This window comes from Mesorhizobium sp. WSM4828 (assembly GCF_055811175.1).
In genome coordinates this window covers 201,864-220,155 of sequence record NZ_JBVVQK010000005.1, presented here as the reverse complement: position 1 = coordinate 220,155, position 18,292 = coordinate 201,864, and the positions used below count along the sequence as shown (strand labels likewise).

General features: G+C 60.2%; 13 protein-coding genes and 2 tRNA genes. 6 read left to right on the top strand and 9 right to left on the bottom strand.

Annotated features, from left to right (window positions below; all coding sequences use genetic code 11):
• Positions 1-11: 11 nt before the first annotated feature.
• The 8 genes from AC0L2X_RS08740 to AC0L2X_RS08705 form a co-directional block, all read right to left on the bottom strand.
• On the bottom strand, positions 12-848 hold the full coding sequence (locus AC0L2X_RS08740; RefSeq protein WP_473556505.1) for a tetratricopeptide repeat protein: 837 nt from the start codon (positions 846-848) through the stop codon (positions 12-14).
• Positions 835-2,559, bottom strand: coding sequence for a dihydroxy-acid dehydratase (ilvD, locus tag AC0L2X_RS08735; protein ID WP_473556506.1), 1,725 nt, complete (start codon positions 2,557-2,559; stop codon positions 835-837). Before ilvD ends, AC0L2X_RS08740 begins: the two co-directional genes overlap by 14 nt.
• A gap of 268 nt (positions 2,560-2,827) precedes the next feature.
• Positions 2,828-4,048 (bottom strand): OmpP1/FadL family transporter, encoded by a 1,221-nt coding sequence (locus AC0L2X_RS08730; protein WP_473556507.1) that lies wholly within the window; start codon positions 4,046-4,048, stop codon positions 2,828-2,830.
• A gap of 381 nt (positions 4,049-4,429) precedes the next feature.
• On the bottom strand, positions 4,430-7,213 hold the full coding sequence (locus AC0L2X_RS08725) for a valine--tRNA ligase (protein WP_473556509.1): 2,784 nt from the start codon (positions 7,211-7,213) through the stop codon (positions 4,430-4,432).
• Between the two features lie 337 nt (positions 7,214-7,550).
• Positions 7,551-8,420, bottom strand: a complete 870-nt coding sequence (locus AC0L2X_RS08720) for a PopZ family protein (protein WP_473556511.1) — start codon at positions 8,418-8,420, stop codon at positions 7,551-7,553.
• A gap of 198 nt (positions 8,421-8,618) precedes the next feature.
• Entirely contained in the window at positions 8,619-10,010 is a 1,392-nt protein-coding gene (locus AC0L2X_RS08715; protein ID WP_473556513.1) for a TolC family outer membrane protein, read from the bottom strand.
• Positions 10,011-10,197: 187 nt separating this feature from the next.
• Positions 10,198-10,866: a protein-L-isoaspartate O-methyltransferase family protein gene (locus tag AC0L2X_RS08710; RefSeq protein ID WP_473556516.1), complete on the bottom strand. Its 669-nt coding sequence runs from the start codon at positions 10,864-10,866 to the stop codon at positions 10,198-10,200.
• An 89-nt stretch (positions 10,867-10,955) separates the two neighbouring features.
• Positions 10,956-11,029: transfer RNA gene (locus tag AC0L2X_RS08705), tRNA-Cys, on the bottom strand.
• 215 nt (positions 11,030-11,244) lie between these two features.
• On the opposite strand from AC0L2X_RS08705, the gene AC0L2X_RS08700 reads away from it, so the two are divergent.
• Entirely contained in the window at positions 11,245-11,445 is a 201-nt protein-coding gene (locus AC0L2X_RS08700; protein ID WP_473556518.1) for a hypothetical protein, read from the top strand.
• Between the two features lie 64 nt (positions 11,446-11,509).
• Here AC0L2X_RS08700 and AC0L2X_RS08695 read toward each other — a convergent pair whose 3' ends face one another.
• Positions 11,510-11,770, bottom strand: a complete 261-nt coding sequence (locus AC0L2X_RS08695) for a hypothetical protein (RefSeq protein ID WP_023676401.1) — start codon at positions 11,768-11,770, stop codon at positions 11,510-11,512.
• Between the two features lie 221 nt (positions 11,771-11,991).
• On the opposite strand from AC0L2X_RS08695, the gene AC0L2X_RS08690 reads away from it, so the two are divergent.
• From AC0L2X_RS08690 to AC0L2X_RS08670, 5 genes are all read left to right on the top strand, one after another.
• Positions 11,992-12,066: transfer RNA gene (locus AC0L2X_RS08690), tRNA-Asn, on the top strand.
• A gap of 92 nt (positions 12,067-12,158) precedes the next feature.
• Entirely contained in the window at positions 12,159-13,544 is a 1,386-nt protein-coding gene (locus AC0L2X_RS08685; RefSeq protein WP_473599582.1) for a tyrosine-type recombinase/integrase, read from the top strand.
• Between the two features lie 325 nt (positions 13,545-13,869).
• A complete protein-coding gene (locus AC0L2X_RS08680; RefSeq protein ID WP_473599581.1) occupies positions 13,870-15,024 on the top strand; it encodes a YaaC family protein in 1,155 nt (384 codons plus the stop codon).
• A gap of 428 nt (positions 15,025-15,452) precedes the next feature.
• Complete coding sequence (locus AC0L2X_RS08675) at positions 15,453-17,435, top strand: ATP-dependent nuclease (RefSeq protein WP_473599580.1); 1,983 nt, start codon at positions 15,453-15,455, stop codon at positions 17,433-17,435.
• A gap of 555 nt (positions 17,436-17,990) precedes the next feature.
• Positions 17,991-18,254, top strand: coding sequence for a hypothetical protein (locus AC0L2X_RS08670; protein ID WP_473599579.1), 264 nt, complete (start codon positions 17,991-17,993; stop codon positions 18,252-18,254).
• The last annotated feature ends 38 nt before the right edge of the window (positions 18,255-18,292 follow it).

The following is an 18,292-nucleotide window of genomic DNA, read 5'->3' as shown; positions in this document are numbered from 1 at the left end:
ATCCCGCCGACCTATTGGTCGCCGCCACCCTTGGTGAGGATGTCGTCGGCCAGCGAGATCGCGGTGCGGCGGTCGGCTTCGCCGGCGGCGGCAAACGCTTCTTCCTGCATGCCACGGATCCATGGCTGGTCGGCGGGTGAGGCCCGCTCGAGCGCCGCGGTCATCATCGCCAGCCCCCGCACGATCTTGCCGCTTTGGAAAAGCAGGTTGCCGAGCGTCGCCTGCGCGCCCGCATGGCCCTTTTCGGCCGCCAGCTGGAACCAGCGTCCGGCCTGCTTGACGCTGGCCTTGACGCCGCCCTCGCCCTTGAGGAACATCTGGCCCATCTCGAACTGGGCGTTCGGATTGCGGTAGTTGGCGGCGGCACGCATGTAATATTCCTGAGCCGCCACCTCGTTCTCCTCGACGGGGCTGCCGGGAATGCCTTTCCTCAGATAGTCACCAAGCGCCACCAGAGCGTCCGAAACATAGCTTTCCTCGGGCGAACCGGGCTCGACATCCTGGTCGACGATCTCGCTGAAGAACTTGAATGCCGCGTAGTCGTCTCGCGCCACGCCATCGCCTTCGGCATACATGCGCGCAAGCTTCCAGGTAGCGCCGATCTGGCCGTTCTCCGCGGCATACTTATAGGCTTCCGCGGCCTGCTCCTTATGGCCGTTCTTGTAGGCGGAAAAGCCGAACTGGAACACCGCCCACGGGCTCGACTGCGGCTTCACACCGGTCTTGTCGTCGAACACCTTTTCGTCGAAGGCCATGGCCTGGCCGACGGCGCCCAAGGTCGCGCCAAACGTGGCGAGCGCAACCAGTGCCGAAAGGACAGACGACCTCAACAACTCAGATGTCCGCATAGCAGTGTGTTTCTTTGGCACCGCCGGGATGGGTGACCGCGCCGTCGCGGGCAGATCCGACCGTCTGTGCGTATTTCCAGATCGCGCCCGACTGATAGTCGGTCGTGCGCGCCTTCCATCCTTTTGCCCTCGCCGCCAGTTCGGCTTTGGACAATGCAACCTCGATCGTGCCGTTCACCGCATCGATCGAGATCAAGTCGCCATCCCTAAGCAGCCCGATCGGGCCGCCCACTGCCGCTTCCGGCCCGACATGGCCGATGCAGAAACCGCGCGTCGCGCCCGAAAAACGCCCGTCGGTGATGAGCGCCACCTTGCCGCCCATGCCCTGGCCGTAGAGAGCCGCCGTCGTCGACAGCATTTCGCGCATGCCCGGGCCGCCGCGCGGACCCTCGTAACGGATGACGAGAACCTCGCCTTCCCTATAGTTGCGATGCGTAACCGCTTCGAAACATTCCTCTTCCGAATCGAAGCAGCGCGCCGGACCCGAGAATTTGAGCTCCGTCATGCCGGCGACCTTCACGATCGCGCCTTCGGGGGCAAGGTTACCCTTCAAGCCGACGACCCCGCCGGTCTGGGTAATCGGCCTGTTGGCGGGACGGACCACATCCTGGCTGTCATTCCAGGAAACATGTTCCATATTTTCGGCCAAAGTGCGGCCGGTCACCGTCAGGCAATCGCCATGAAGATAGCCATGGTCGAGCAGCGTCTTCATCAAGAGCGGAATGCCGCCGGCCTCGAACATGTCCTTGGCGACGTATTTGCCGCCCGGCTTGAGGTCGGCGATATAGGGTGTTTTCTCGAATATCCTGGCCACGTCGAAAAGATCGAACTTTATCCCGGCCTCGTGCGCGATCGCCGGCAGATGCAGCGCCGCGTTGGTCGAGCCGCCAGTGGCCGAGACCACGGTCGCGGCATTTTCCAACGCTTTTATAGTAACGATGTCGCGCGGGCGGATGTTCCTTGCGATCAGCTCCATGATCTTTTCGCCGGAAGCGAAATTGAAGCGGTCGCGCATCTCGTAGGGTGCCGGCGCGCCGCAGGAATAGGGCAGCGCCAGGCCGATCGCCTCAGCGACGGTGGCCATGGTATTGGCGGTGAACTGGGCACCGCAGGAGCCGGCCGACGGACAGGCGGCTTGCTCGATCTCGAGCAGCTCGGCGTCGCCGATGGTGCCGACCGAGTGCTGGCCGACCGCCTCGAACACGTCCTGCACGGTGATCTGCCGGCCACGGTAGCTGCCGGGCAGTATCGAGCCGCCATAGATGAAGATCGACGGCACGTTGAGGCGCACCATGGCCATCATCATGCCAGGCAGCGACTTGTCGCAACCGGCCAATCCGACCAGCGCATCGTAGCAATGGCCGCGCATGGTGAGCTCGACCGAGTCGGCGATGACCTCGCGCGACACCAGCGACGATTTCATGCCCTGATGGCCCATGGCGATGCCGTCGGTGACGGTGATGGTGCAGAATTCGCGCGGCGTGCCGTTGGCCGCCGCCACGCCCTTCTTGACCACTTGCGCCTGGCGCATCAGCGAGATGTTGCAGGGTGCGGCCTCGTTCCAGCAGCTGGCGACACCGACCAGAGGCTGCGCGATCTCGGCCGCCGACAGCCCCATCGCATAGAGGTAGGAGCGATGCGGCGCCCGCTCGGGACCAACGGTCACGTGGCGGCTCGGCAGCTTGGCCTTGGAGATCCCTCTGGCGTCCATACTCGTCCTTACCGCGGGCGGTGCGGCCTGCCTCTTCGCCTAGCCTTTTGGCGCGTGTCCCGAGACAAGTTTGAGGTGCGCCGGGTTTATGGCGGGAAATGGGCAATGTTCCCGGGCGGCCGGGTGGCGCGAGGGTTGTTCAGAAACTGTTGCCAAAACGTCACAATTACAGGAGCGAACGTTATGGGCGGCAATTGCGGCGCTGGCCGATCCACCGAACAAAACAACCGGGCAGTGCCCGGCCGTTTTGCCGTTTAAAAATCTGTGGTTAGAACTTGATCTTGACGGAAGCCGAACCGGCGAGAAGCAGGTCGTTGCCATAGGTATAGGTGACGGCATTTGCCACGTCGCCGACACCGCTGAAAGTCGATGACCCGCTCGTCAGCACACCGATCGAGCCGCCGAGCCTGACCTCGACCTGGTCGTTCGGCGAATAGGAGACGCCGCTGGCCACGGCCCAGGTATCCGACTGATAGCCGGAGGTCGTCGAAGTGCCGCGATCCCAGGTCAGCGAAACCACGCCCGACAATTGATCGGTGAACTTGTGACCGATACCGCCGGTTACCGTCCAGCCGTCGCGATAAAGCAGGTCGAATGAAACGGGCGAGGGAGCACCGGTCACCGGACTGCGCACGCCATTAATGGCAATGACGCCAAGCTTGCTCCACTCCTGCCAGCGGATGGAACCGAAGGCCAGCCAGCCAGGAGCTATACCGCTCTGCAGCTTGAATTCCAGAGCTTGAGGTATCTCGGCCGACGCCGAGACTGGGTACACCCCGGTAGAGCCAGGAATCAGATCCGCCGGAAAGGCGCCCCTGAAGCCGGTCGTGTCGACGGTTCCCGACAGCCCGTCGTACTTGTAGCTCGAAGAGTACATCAGGCTGGCGCGCAGGGCGATCTCGGGGATCTCGTAGGCCGCGCCCGCACGCCAACCCCACGCCTCGTCGGACAGCTTGAAGACGCCGAGGCCGGTATTGCCGAAGGCGAGCAGTGTCTGGCGGGACAGAAACGCGTCGACCTGTTGGTACGAGACACCGCCGATGAACCGAAAGGCGCCCTTGCCGACGTTCACCTTGTAGGAACAGGTAAGACCGAAATCGTTTGTGTCGACGGCGTATTTGACCGCTGTCGGCGAATAGGCGTTATTGGCGCCGAAGTTTGCATCCGCACCATACGGTTCCGTATAGGTCGCAAGACAGTCCACCGGTTCAAAGAGGTTGGCCTTTAGCCCGACATGCGGGACCGCATAGTCGCCGCCAACATCCACCGCCGACGTCGACAATCCCGAGCCATCCAGACGCTGCACATTCTTGAGTTTGCGCTGTGGCGAAACATAGGTGACGCCCGCATCGAACGAATATGGCGCCGCGTCGAACAGCTGGTCGATGTTGACGCCGCCCCGGTCAAAGCCCCCGGCCTGCACCGTCCCAGCCAAAGCCAGCGAAAAAGCCCCCGCGCCCAGCAGCACTTTCAGACGCGAATAACACATGAATCTCCTCCCCGAAATATCCTTGCATCAAGCTAGAACCAATTCAGGTTAACGGCGCAACAACGAATTCGCCGTGCGTACATGTACACCTTGGCGGAACGCATTTCCGACAAGGTTGCGGTCTTTTTCCCGAGGCGGGAAAATGGCCGCCTCAATACAAATTGACGAGAAAACTCGGGAATACCACCTAAAACACTACAGAACAGGGCATTTTGCGTGCCCAGTCAGCCATTGTTACATTACGGCAACAATGGGGCAAAAACATTCAGTTTGCCTCAAGATTTACGCTGCGGAATGCCTGTTTTCGTGGCAAGCGGCCTGCCTTGAAAGCAGATTCGTGACCGGCGAATCTGTTGCGGCCAGCCGACCCAATCTGTTCGATCAGCCAGCGTCGCGCACCCGCGCCAATGCCACCGAAAGCTTCTCTTGCGCCTCGCGATATTCGGCGAGTTTTTCACGCTCGGCCTCCACCACCTCTTCCGGCGCGTTGGCGACGAATTTCTCGTTGGACAGCTTCTTGTAGAGCCGCGCTATTTCCTCGGTCACCTTGGCAAGCTCCTTGTGCAGGCGCGCTGCCTCGGCGGCAAGGTCGATCAGGCTGCCGAGCGGCAGGCAGATGGTCGCCTCGTTGACGACAATCTGGGCGGATCCCCTCGGTGGCGCCTCGGCGAGCGAGATGTCGCCGACCCGCGCGAGACGCTTGATAGCCGAGCCCTGACGCTCGAGCCTTTCGCGTGTCGCTTCGTTGGCGCCGATCACCACGAGCGGTGCGATCGCCGCCGGCGGCACGTTCATTTCCGAACGCACCGAGCGGATGCCGGAGACGAGATCGACCAGCCAGTTGATATCGGCGGCGGCCGCCTCGTCCTCGAAGTCGGGCGACGGCCATGCTGCATGACAAAGCAACGATGGCCGTTGCCTGCCCTCGCCGGCGGTTTCGGCCCACAGTTCCTCGGTCATGAACGGCATCATCGGATGCAGCAGCTTGTAGATCTCGTCGAGCACGAAGGCGACGCATGCCCTGCTCTCGGCCTTGGCGGCCTCGTCGGTGCCCATGAACACCGGCTTCAGCAGTTCCAGGTACCAGTCGCAGAACTGGTTCCAGACGAACCGGTAGGCGGCACCTGCCGCCTCGTTGAAGCGGTATGAGGTGATGCCGTCCGTTATATCACGCGCGGCTCGCGTCAGCTCGGTCAGGATCCAGCGGTTGACCGCCAGCTTGGCGTCCTGCAGCCAGAAATCGTCGTCGCGCGCCACTTCGTTCATCTCGGCGAAGCGCGTCGCGTTCCACAGCTTGGTGCCGAAATTGCGATAACCGGCAATGCGGGCCGGATCGAGCTTAACGTCGCGCCCTTGCGCTGCCATCACCGTTAGGGTGAAGCGCAGCGCATCAGCGCCGTATTCATCGATGAGCTCGAGCGGATCGATGACGTTGCCTTTCGACTTCGACATCTTCTGCCCGTTCTTGTCGCGAACCAGCGCATGGACATAGACGGTATGAAATGGCTCCTGATCCATGAAATGCAGGCCCATCATCAGCATGCGGGCGACCCAGAAGAAGATGATGTCGAAACCGGTGACCAGCACGTCGGTCGGGTAATAGGTCTTCAGCTCCGGCGTCTGGTCCGGCCAGCCGAGCGTCGAGAACGGCCACAGCGCCGACGAGAACCATGTATCGAGCACGTCCTCGTCGCGGGTCAGGATCTCGCCAGGCTGGAAATTCTCGAGCTTGTCCTCGACCCAGGCCTTCCACGGCCCTTCCAGCGCCAGATAATATTCGACGGCGGCACCGAGCGCCTCTTCCTCGGTCTTTTCGACAAAGACATGCCCGTCCGGCCCATACCAGGCAGGGATCTGGTGGCCCCACCAGAGCTGGCGCGAAATGCACCAGGGCTGGATGTTCTCCATCCAGTCGAAATAGGTCTTTTCCCAGTTTTTGGGCACGAAATTGGTACGGCTCTCGCGCACCGAGGCGATCGCCGGCTTGGCCAGTTCCGCCGCATTGACATACCACTGGTCGGTCAGAAACGGCTCGATCGGCACGCCGCCGCGGTCGCCATGCGGCACCGCGTGGCGATGCGGCTCGACCTTCTCGAGAAAGCCGCCCGCCTCCATCAACTCGACGATCTTCTTGCGCGCATCGAAACGGTCGAGTCCGTCGAGGCTGTCCCAGACGGCCTGGCGCTCCGGCGTCACTTTCAGTCCGGCGAGAAAGTCCTCATTGTCCTTGAGGCTCACCGCCGCATTGACGGTGAGGATGTTGACCGCCGGCAGCCGGTGGCGCTTGCCGACCTCGAAATCGTTGAAATCATGCGCTGGCGTGATCTTGACCGCACCGCTGCCTTTTTCGGGATCGGAATACTCGTCCGCGACCACCGGGATCCTGCGGCCGACGATCGGCAGGATGAGGTTCGTGCCGACAAGATGCCGGAAACGTTCGTCGTCGGGGTGGACTGCGACAGCCGTATCGCCCAGCATCGTCTCCGGCCGGGTCGTCGCAACGGTGATGAAGGTCTTCGGATTTTCCGGATCGAATGTCGTGCCTTCGACCGGATAGCGGAAGTGCCAGAGGTTGCCGTTGACTTCCTGCTGCTCGACCTCGAGATCCGAGATGGCGGTCAACAGCTTCGGGTCCCAGTTCACAAGGCGCTTGTCCTTGTAGATCAGCCCTTCCTTGTAGAGCGTCACGAACACTTCGAGCACGGCCTTGGAGAGGCCCTCGTCCATGGTGAAGCGCTCCCGGCTCCAGTCGGCCGAGGCCCCGAGCCGCTTCAGCTGGTTGAGGATCGCGCCGCCGGACTCGTCCTTCCACTCCCAGACTTTGTCGATGAACTCATCGCGCGTCAGGTCGCGGCGGTGGATCTGCTTTTCCATCAGCTGGCGCTCGACCACCATCTGCGTGGCGATGCCGGCATGATCCATGCCCGGCTGCCACAAGACATTCTTGCCGCGCATGCGCTCGAAGCGCACCAGAATGTCCTGCAGCGTGTTGTTGAGCGCATGGCCCATATGTAGCGAGCCGGTGACGTTCGGCGGTGGGATGACGATGGTGAAGGCTTCAGCCCCCTCCTCGGCCCCGGCGCCGGCCCGAAACGCGTCGGCCTCTTCCCATATCCTGGCAATCTTCGGCTCGACGGCTTTGGCGTCGTAGGTCTTTTCGAGCATGGGAAAACGGTCCGCGCTGTCCGGAATTTGTGGTCCGGTGTAAATCGGAAGGTTGTTGCCAAGTCAACCGCAAGGGCATGGCCGATAGATAGCGCCGGGATGGTTCGGTGCAACTCGCGGAACTGAATGTTACAAGGCAATCGCGTCAGGTTCGCGCTGCCCCTTGCCGTGCCTTCCAGCCTTGGTGGTTGGCGAAAGCCAAAGAGACATCCGATCTCCCCCCTTGCGGGGAGATCGGATGCTTCGCCGATGGCGCCTGTCGGCAGGCAGATGAGGGGCAGCGCTGACGTCGACAATTCGCCGGTCGAGCGCCGCCCGTCGGCGGCTCTCCGAATTGCTACTGCGCGCCGCGCGCGACGCGCTCGATTTCCTCGCGCACCAGCCGCTCGACCAGCGTCGGCAGGTTGTTGTCCAGCCAGTCCTGCAGCATGGGCCGCAGCATCTCCTCGGCCATCTCGTCGAAGGTCTTCTTACTGCGGCTGGCAAACGCGTCGGAAAGCTCGCCGAAGGCGGCGGCAACCTGCCGGCCCGTATGCTCCGAAAGGATCGCCGGACGTGCGGGCGGCGCCTCGCTGGCCGCCGGACGCGCAAATCCGATTTTCGAAGGTTCCGGGCCGATTTTCGAAGGTCCCGGGCTGCTTTCCGATGGCTCCAGCCCAATCTCCGAAGGCTCCGGCGCAGGTCCAGCAGTCGCCTCGCCCTCGAAAATCTCGGCTTTCGGCTCGGCGTCCGGCGTATGGGATGGCTCGGCGCGCTCCGGCTTGGCCATCGCGTCGCCGACCGCGGCGATCTCGCGCCGCCAATCGGCGATGATGGTGTCGGTCGTCTCCGCAGCCTTGGCCGTCGCAGGCCGATCCGGCTTTGCAGGCGGCTCGGGAACGGTGTTCACCTCAGCCAGCGTCACCGCTGCTTTTACCGGGCCGGGGCGGAGCGGCGTTTCCAGGCGCTCGATGACCGGCGCGACCGTTGGCTGCACCTCGGCCCGCGTGGCCGGCTTGGCGATCTCCAGTCCGCCGCGCAGTTCGGAACGGAACGTATCCCCCTCCGCTGCCCGTCCCGCAGCCGGCGCCGGTTGCAGATCCTGGCGCAGCTCGTCCGCGTCGCCCGGCTGCTTGCGGCCGGTATCGCTGTCCTCGATGATCCTTCTGATGGAAGCCAGTATTTCTTCCATGGAAGGTTCGCGCTGTACGCTGCTTGCCGTCGCCATCGTCACATCCGCCGCCCTTGTGACTCGTTCTCAGATTTCCTGTCCGGCAATGCCGGATTCGAATCATGGCAACAGCGTAACCGACGGAACGCCTTGCGAGAATCCCCAATCTGGCGACATCTCGGATTTCAACAGATTAGGGTCGGGAGTTGAGGCCCGCGCGTCGTTCGAGCGCGGGCTGAAAACACGGCCTGGCGATCAGCGGCCGTCCGGCGTGCGCAGGCCGATCCACTTGTCCTTGACGGCGTTGTAATGCTCTTCCGGCCTGTACTTCGTCACGTTGAGCGCAAGGCGCTCTGCCGACAAATGGCCAACCGCCGAGAGGATGGCATAGCTTGCCACCACCACGTCGCGTTCGGCGCTGACAAGATTGATCTTGGCGGTGATGAGCGTCGCCTGCGCGTTGAGAACGTCGAGCGTGGTGCGCTGGCCGACATTGCGCTCTTCGATGACGCCGTTCAAGGCAAGCTGTGCGGCGGCGACCACCTGCCGGTTGGCCGTGACGCTTTGCTGCGCGGCGGTGTATTGCGACCATGCCGATGTCACGGCCTGACGCACCTGGTCGCGACTGACGTCGACTTCGATCCGCGCCTGGCTGAGCGATTCCTTAGACTGGCGCACAGTCGCCGAGGTCCGTCCGCCCGAATAGATCGGCACAGTCAGCGTGGCACCGATGTTCGCCGACGTCCTTGTGCCGTCCTGCGTTGCCCCAAGGACGCCCGGAACCGTGTTGCGATAGTCGCTGGAGACGCCGGCGCTGGCCGAAAGCTGCGGGAGCAGCGCGCCTTCGGCAGATTTCACCGAAAACGCCGCCGCGTCGACCAGGTGCTGGGTGGCGAGAATGGCCGGATGCTCGGCCGATGCGATCGCGATCGCCGCATCGAGGCTCGACGGCAACAGCTTCGATGCTGGCGAAGCCGGCCTGAGCCTGCCCGGCTCGTCGCCGACGATCTGGCGATAGGTCGCAGCACTTGCCAGCGCCGTCGCACGGGCGGCGCTCAACTGCGCCACCGCGGAGGCACGCTGGGCGTCGGCCTGCGCGACGTCGGTGCGGGTACCCTCGCCGACCTCGAAGCGCGAACGCGCCGCACGCGCCTGCTCGGTCAGGAATTGCAGGTTCTGTTCGGTCAGCACGGCAATCTGACGATCGCGGATAACGTCCATATAGGCGCTCGCCGCGTTGAACAGCGTGTTCTCTTCAGTGTTGCGCAAGCTTTCGAACGATGCGCTGACTCGCGCTTCGGCGGCGGCGACGTTGTTCTTGGTCTGGAAGCCGTCGAACAGGGTTTGATTGATCTGGACGCCAAAGTTGCCCGTGGTTATGCGCGCGGTTCGACTCGTACCATTGATGTGGGTGCTGGTGTAATCGATGTCTGCGGAGCCGGTGATGGTCGGGCGCCAGCCGGACTTGGCGATGGCGACGCCCTCGTCGGTGACGCGGGCGCCGGCGCGTGAAGAATTAAGCGAGGAATTGTTCTGATAGGCCTTTGAAAGTGCCCCGAGGATAGTTTCGGCCGAGGCGGCCAGTGGAGAAAGCGCTGTCGCCGAAACGAGGACAGCGGTAAAAAGCAACTTGCGTACAGACGGCACGTTATATTCCCTCATTCGTTTTGCACGGGAACTGCGCCACGCTGGCTTCTCCTTCTGATCAGCCGGCGCCGCGTTTTCTATCGTTCCCCCGCTGAAAGCCCCCAAGAAACACCCGGTTATGCAGATCAGCAACGATTGTTCAAACGCAAGCGATCATGACAACGCCTTCGCTGCAAGGCAAAATCACTCAGAATTCGAAGGCGGGAATGCGTTCAAATCCCGGTAGTGGCTTAATTGCCGCATTAAATGCGCGTCTTCCCGTTACAACCCCTCCAGTCTTAAAAAAAAGCCGGGCTACGCCCGAATTGCCCTGCCCTTCCACGGCGACGAGTCGGCCGCCTTCGGCAAGCTGGTCGAACAGCGCCGCCGGCACCTCGCCGACGCTGCCGCCGATCAGGATGACGTCATAAGGCGCGTTTGCGGCATGGCCTCGCGGCAGCGGCCCCTGGACCACGGTGACATTGCCGCAACCCAGCGCCGCAAGCGTCGAAGTGGCGGTCTCGGCTAGGGCCGGATCGCTTTCCAGCGCCACCACGAACCTTGCCAGCCGCGACAGGATCGCCGCCGCATAGCCGGTGCCGCAGCCGACATCGAGTGCCGAATCGCCTGGGCCGATATCGGCCAGTTGCATCAGCTTGGCCAATGGCGACGGTTCCATTAGATAGCGCGGACCCTCGGCCGTATCGGCAATGCGGATGTCCTCATCGATATAGGCAAGATCGCGCTGGCCGGAGGCAACAAAGGCCTCGCGCGGCACGAAAAGCATCGCCTCGAGCAACGGCGCGCTGGTCACGTCGGTGGTGCGGATCTGGCCGTCGACCATCTTCACCCGGCGTTCGGCAAAATCAGCGCTCATGTTCCAACCATCCGCTTGCCGCGCGAAGGCCGCGGCTGTTTCGACCGGAACTGAAGCCCCCTGGCGCTGACGCGCGGGAGCTCGGGTATTGGAGGCCTCGCCCGGAATCGAACCGGGGTGCAAGGATTTGCAGTCCTCTGCGTAACCACTCCGCCACGAGGCCTCGTTGCTCCCGGCGTTCCACCCGGCTCCAATAGGTTGCGGCGAAAATGCCGTCAAGCGGCCACCATGCATTCCCAACGGTTCTTCCGACATCGAGGCACTGCTTATCAACGCCATGCCATGCTAGCAATAACATATTAGCTTATCGTTAAGCATGATTCTCGGCGAGAGGAACCCGAACCCGGCGGCCACGTTGGGCAGAAAGGAGGCTCCGCCATGGCTCGATCAGCGACGCAAGACGGCACACCGCGCGGATTGTCGCAGTCTGCAGAGCTTGTGCGCTATGCCATCGACCGCCTCGGCATAGAAGGCGCAAACAGCCTGCCGCCGCGCGACCGGGCGCGGCTGGCGTCGGCTACCGCCGTTCTCAAGGAGCTCTGCGAACGCCTGGAAAGCTGTTTCGACGAGCCTCGGTGATGCCTGGACGGACCACGCCGCTCACCGACATTTTGCCGGATGCCGGCCTGTCAGCAGGGCAGTCTCAGTCCGGCCTCCGCCGCCGCTCCCACCAGACGACGAAGCGGCGCCGGTGACGGCGCACCAATGCGAATTCGTAAGAGAGCACCAGCAATCCGATCGGTACCATCCAGAAACCCAGGATTGGCAGGAAGCCGAGAATGCCGCCGATGATCAGCACAACGCCGATCGCAATCCTGAGGCCGCGCGAGCGCGGCATGGTGAACTGGCGGCCGAAGACCGAGATTTTCCGGGCCGGTGGCTGTTCGTCGCTCATTGCCGTCATGTGAAATGTCGATCCATTTGCATCAGTAGCACCGTCAGCCGGAGAAAGCCGCAACGGCCTTTTCTGTTCCGTGACAGGCGAGAGACAGCTCATATGAGGGCGCTCGCCGGCCATTGCCAGAAAGCCCTGCGCCAAAAAGCACCGAAAAAAATGCAAAATGCTTCTTTGCAAAGCCGAAACGGGTTTGCTATAGGCTGCCCCACTCACGCAAGAGCCTCTGTTCCCCGGTAGCTCAGTGGTAGAGCAACCGGCTGTTAACCGGTTGGTCGCTGGTTCGAATCCGGCCCGGGGAGCCACAATCACCAGAAAAGTCTTGAAACCCAAGGATTGCAAGGGTTTCCGCTTCCCCAGAGATACACCGCGAGATACACTGCGGGGTACACTGAGAATGAACATTGACGTGAAGCACATCCAGAAACGTGGCAAAGCCGGTTGGCGCTACAGGCGCAAAATCCCTGAAGAACTGCGGACCATTTTGGGCAAGCGAGAACACCTCGTACCGCTTGGCGCCACCGAACAGGAGGCCCTCAAAAAATATCCGAGGGTTCACGCCGAGGCCGAGAAACTTTTATCCGACGCGGTCAAGCGGGCCAATGGGCCTTCCCCAACAGAGTGGGGTCATTTCCGCGACGGCATAACCGCTGCCCGCAAGATGGGCTTTCGACAAGATCGCGACCTCCCGTTTGCCGATGAGATCGAGCAAGACAAGGATTGGCAAGCCAGATTGGAGGCCATCGAGAAGCTCGCGCGTAAGTACGTTCCAAACCTTGAACGCATCGGAGACGACGACGACTTGCCGGATTTCCACCCGACCGAGGCGGACACGGCAACGGCGCGCGCACTGGTTCTGAACCCAAACGGCACGCCAGCCCCGACACTTGAGGATGCCAAGCGTCTTTATCTGAAGGAGCGCGTTGGGGATGATGAGACAAAGCAAATGGAGCTTGAGCGGGTCTTCAAGCTCGTCGTGGAGGCACTCGGCAAGGACCGCAAGCTGGCAAGCCTCAAGCGCCAGGATGCCAAGGAAGTCCGCGACCACATGCTCGATGGGCGCAAAGCTTCTTCCGTGGACCGCTATCTGAACGTAGTCCGCGCGGTCATTAATCATGCCATAAGGGACTTTGACCTAGCCGGCGTCACGAACCCCTTCATGAATTTGGAGGCCGCGCCAAAGGACAAGGCTGAACCCGATAAAGATAAGCGCCGGCCATTCACACTGGAAGAAGTTGCGGCCATAACCGCCCGCATCTCGTACCATGCCAAGGCGGACCTTCAACACATTTGGACAATTCTGAATTGCACGGGTTGCCGCCTCGCTGAGGTGTCGGGTCTGCGGGTGACGGACGTACACCTTGACCATACGGTTCCGCACTTGACTGTCGAGTGGCATGACGACCGTCGCATTAAGAATAAAGTGTCTCGGCGTAACGTTCCGTTGTTAGGGGTCGCTCTGGCGGCCGCAAGGGAAGCGGTCAAAGCCGCCGGCAATGCAACGATGCTATTCCCGGCCTATGGTCGACCCCGAGGTCCGGCCTCAGCGTCTGCCGCCCTCGGGAAACATGTGCGGGCCTGTGTGACGGACCCGAAGGCCACGACCCATTCACTTCGTCACCTCATGAAGGATCGGCTGCGGTTGGCCGGCGTCACGAAGTCGGACCAAGACATTGTTCTGGGGCACTCCTCGGGCAGCGTTGGGGAGGACTACGGAGGCGACGAGGCGCGCCTTGAGGTTGCAAGACGGGCACTTGAGAAGGCGATGGCCAAGCCGAACTAGGGATGGCATCCGATCCGCCCCGGTCACCGCCCACTCATTGCGCCACCGCATCGAGGACTTTCTGGTGATCGCCTGTCCCTAACAAGCTAAAGCGGTCCATCATGCGTCACTCAGAATGCGGCACTGGTGGCAAGTACGGTGGCGAGGAAGCGCGGCTGAACGTTGCGAGTGAGGCGATGCAGAGGCTCTGGCCTAAGGTCCCTCCCCGCTGCCGCTAAATCTGCGGTTATCCACATGCGGCCTTTGTGAAGTTGGTATACACATCAGTTCGTCGGTCGTGGAGCTAAATCGCTGCCGCTATACCGATTCTGGGAGAGTGCAGCTTGTGAAGCAGTGGGTCGTTACCGAGGTTGCCCCCAGCAGTGCTTATGATGTCGCTTGGCGCGGCTTACGGAAGTATCAGGATGCCACAGCTTCGACCGAAATCCTGATGAGCGAAAGGTCCATTCCGAAGAAACATAAGCCAAATGTAACAAAACAAATGGAACAGCTTGCCTATTGCCTGTCGCAAGCCTTCGAGTTCTCTCAATCGTCTAAGTCGAGCGGCCTTTCTACGAAAGCCTTACAAGCGTATTATAGTTTAACATCGCTTGCCAACGCAGAAATTCTTTGGGTTGGAGATGGGGAAGACAGTATCGACCGACGGCCAATGAAATACCATCGGCACGGCCTATCACTCGCGCTAAACCAATCGCTAGAGGCATTGTCAGCCCGGGCCGAGTTCGATGCCGCTGGCTCAATGAACGGGCTTTTTGGACTTTGGCGAGATCGATCCATGCACACGCCACAGTACGGCAAGCGGACAACAATTTTCGAGGCAACTCCCGAACGATCCTCGCATTCAACGACCTCCTCCAACGTCCTCTCCAATACGACGCCGCTATCAACTTTAAAGATGCCAAATCGCGGAGTCACCTTGAAAGAATGCATGCAGCACATTCCGGGAATGTACCACGCGTTACTAGATGCACCATTTGTAAGTACTTTGGTAAGAGGTCTTATTGTCAACGAACTTGTGATCGGGGCAGATAGCAAGCTACATCAGGTTCGTGAAGGGTATACTATTCACCCCACAGGAGACGACCTTCGCGACCCTATCCTTGAGAAATTCTTATTCCCTCCCGCCTTGATACCCAACGTTTCGCATTCCGATCTAAGAAGCGGAGCGTCCTTTTCTGTAAGCTACGATCCGAGGTCTGAAATGGGCGCTCGTTGGTCACCGGAGGTTTTTCCTAATAAAATCGATGCACTATACTTTGTTGGCGATGGCGATTTTTTGAACGAAATGGGATACTTTTACATAGGTCTCTACATTCTTGGGATGATGTCTCGATACCATCCCCATCTCTGGATGCACGAATTAAGCAAAAGGTCCTTGATGACCATCATGTGCGATGAGTTCATTGACCTCTCTCTGGTTCGTGTTCCCCTTTTTATTCTCGGCTCACTTGACCGAAAAGTATTTGTCTACGGCAGTTAGCCCTACTCCGTACCAAAACGTGCGCAACCGCCGCAAGAGGCCATCCGCCAATGGACCCTAGCCTTGCGGGGACACCCTTGGGCAACCTTGAGCCGTTCATTGAAATCTATCCCAATCAGGCCCGGCCGGCGCCTCGCAACACACCGGGCGGCACGTGAGCTTGCCAGATTGCTTTGCAGAAGGGCATGCCGGTCATCCTGGCGGGCGCAAGGGGAGATCGAGGCATGGGAAGCGAAGGGATTGCAGCGCCCACGTCCTGACGACCCTCTTGTGATCGTCGAGAAGCCCGCCACGCACGTCAAGTCTCCGCTGGGCTCAACACCGGGCGACAAATTGAGTTTGCTTTAAGCCTGAGCTGCATGATCTACGTTTTTCTGTGCATAGCATAGAAATTCGTGTCATTGCTTGGCTTCTTTGAGGGGGGAAGCATGGAATTAGCAACCATCCGTATCCAGAATTTCCGTTCTGTGGAAGATTCCGGAGTATTCACTGTCGAGCATCTCACATGCCTTGTGGGCAAAAACGAAGCAGGCAAAACTGCCATTCTGCAGGCGCTGGCGGGCCTCAACCCTCACCCGGCCACCCCATTCCAGTACGAGATTGAGCGCGACTACCCAAAGCGCTTTCTCGCCCGCTACAGCGAGCGGCATGCGGAAGAGGAGGCAATGGTTGCCACCACGACTTGGAAGATCAATGATGCTCAGAAAGCCTTGATCGCAGCGGAGTTCGGTTCTGCGACAATTACCGGCGACATGGTGGTTGTAGCCCGAACCTACAAGGCTAAATTTGCCCAGTGGACCTTTCCAGTAAATTTCAAGGCCGCAATCAATCATCTCATCGCTCAAGCGAACTTTTCCGCCCCCGAAAAAAGTCAACTAGGTAACCCCGCGACAAGCACGGAACTCCTCACGAAACTCAAGGAGCTTCATGCGGCTAACCCCAAACACAAGGCCCTTTACGACAAGGTATCTGGCTATTCGCAATCGTCGGTCGCTGGACGCGTGAAGCAGATTCTCGAACCTTACCTGCCGCAATTCATGTATTTTTCGAACTACGATCGAATGAACGCGGTTGTACACTTACCCACCCTGAATGACCGCGAGGCCGACGACACGCTCTTTACAGAGGACCGATTGCGGGGTGATCGCCTCTTTTGGGAGTTCCTTGAATACTCGGGCGTCTCGTTGAAGGACATACTCGGAGCAACCACGTTCGAAAGCTTTAATGCGCGGTTGCAGGGCGCTTCTAACGTCCTCACCGAAGAAATCCTCGAATACTGGACCCAGAATCAAGACATTGAGGTCCGGGTCAGCGTAGCGGAAGGAAGGTCGGGTGACCCGGCGCCTTTCAACGCCGGTGCGGTTGGGCGGGCGCGTATCTACAACCAGCTTCATAAGGCGGATACGTCTTTCTCAGAGCGGAGTGCTGGCTTCACATGGTTTTTTTCTTTCTTGATTAAATTCGACCGGGTGAAGAAAGAGGCTAAGGGCAAGGTTTTTCTTTTACTGGACGAGCCCGGGCTCACGCTCCACGGCCTCGCTCAGGCCGACCTACTACGGTATTTCTCGGAGAAGCTGTCACCGCACCACCAGATGATCTACTCCACACACTCGCCATTCATGGTACCGCATGAGGACTTGATGGCATCGCGGATCGTGCAAGACCTCGTAAAGGTCGGCGATAATGGGCGCCGCACACCAACTGGCACCCAAGTTCGCGAAGATGTCCTTAACGCTGATCGCGACTCGGTGTTCCCTTTGCAAGGCGCTCTTGGGTACTCGCTTACGCAAACGCTCTTTGTGGGCAAACACACCATTCTTGTCGAAGGTCCTGGTGACATTCTTTATCTACGGGCACTTTCTGCTGAGCTAGTACGCCGGAGCAGGACTGGCCTCGATCCGAGTTGGGTTCTTTGCCCGGCAGGCGGCATCGACAAAATCCAGTCCTTTGTTTCGCTTTTTGGCGGTAACAACCTCGACGTGATTGCCCTCTCAGACTACACGAAAAAGGACCGCAACAAGCTCGACACCCTGAAACGCAGCCAGATCATAAAAGCTGGCGGCGTCCTAACGATGGCTGACTTCACAGCTCAAGAAGAAGCCGATGTCGAAGACCTGTTCGACTCGCAACTCTTCTGCAGGATCGTCAATGGGGCATTCCAGCTGTCGGGGGGCAACGAACTGGATCCAGCGAAGCTTAAAGCGGCCGAGGAAAGTACCGAACGGCAAGTCAAGAAGGCTGAGGCATACTTCCGCGTCCTACAGGGCGTCCCTGAGTTCGATCACTTCACTCCGTCGGCTTGGCTCCTTGCCAATCCAAGCTCCTTAAGCGGCGATGCACCGGAGGTCGCCACTACCTTAGACCGAGCGGAAACGCTCTTCAAAGCGCTCAACGCTCTTAGGAAGCCATAGCGATTTGAGCGCAGCTGATCTCACTCATCCCTCCAGACAATACGCCGCACGGCGCTTAACGTTGCAGAGCCCGCAATGAATGTCCCCTGCCCCATGAGGCATTGCTGAGCTTCCATTTGCTGCCGCGCTTATGTCTTCCACCAGTGTCAGGCATGGCCCAAAGTAGGAACTCACTTTACTTCCGGTCAATTCACCATTGACAATTTCGTTCCGCTTTTGTTCGCTCTGGAGCGAGCCATTAGGTGACAATAATGTGGAACTGCACGGGTGCCGCTAGACAGCCCCAGAGAGACCAAGCCATGGGAGAACAAAGCGAGACATCGCAAGAACAGCAACTTCATCCCGTCGACTGGGAACTTGTGACTGACGAGGCCATAGCAGCCCATGGTGGTGCCAGAGCAGCCGTCAAGGTGCTCCTTGTCGCCAACGCTGCCCTGGAGCGTGAGCTGGCCCTAGCGGCCCTTGCTTTGAGCCACGGGTTTAGCAGGGGATGGCACCGACGAAGATGGTACGCCAGCGACACCGAATAACGTTCCGTCAGAGGAAACCGTCAGCATGTCAGAGAGCATTCTACCGCAGCAGAAGACCCCCAAGCTCATTGTCGTTACCGCCTTCGACCGCGATGAGACCGGCGACCTTCAGCCTGTCTTCGGTCCAGCCGAGCAGCAGTCGGAAGATCGGGCAATAAGGACCGCCAAGGCTCTTGCGGGCAAGCATGCCGGTGTCATTGCGTGGTCCCGTGATGCTAATCCGGCGCTGGGCGAATACGGCGAGCCGACGACGCTGTTTGTTGGAGGCGAGGTGCCCGACATGGAGTAAAGGCCGGCGGTTCCCTTCCCCGCACAGCACCCGTACAT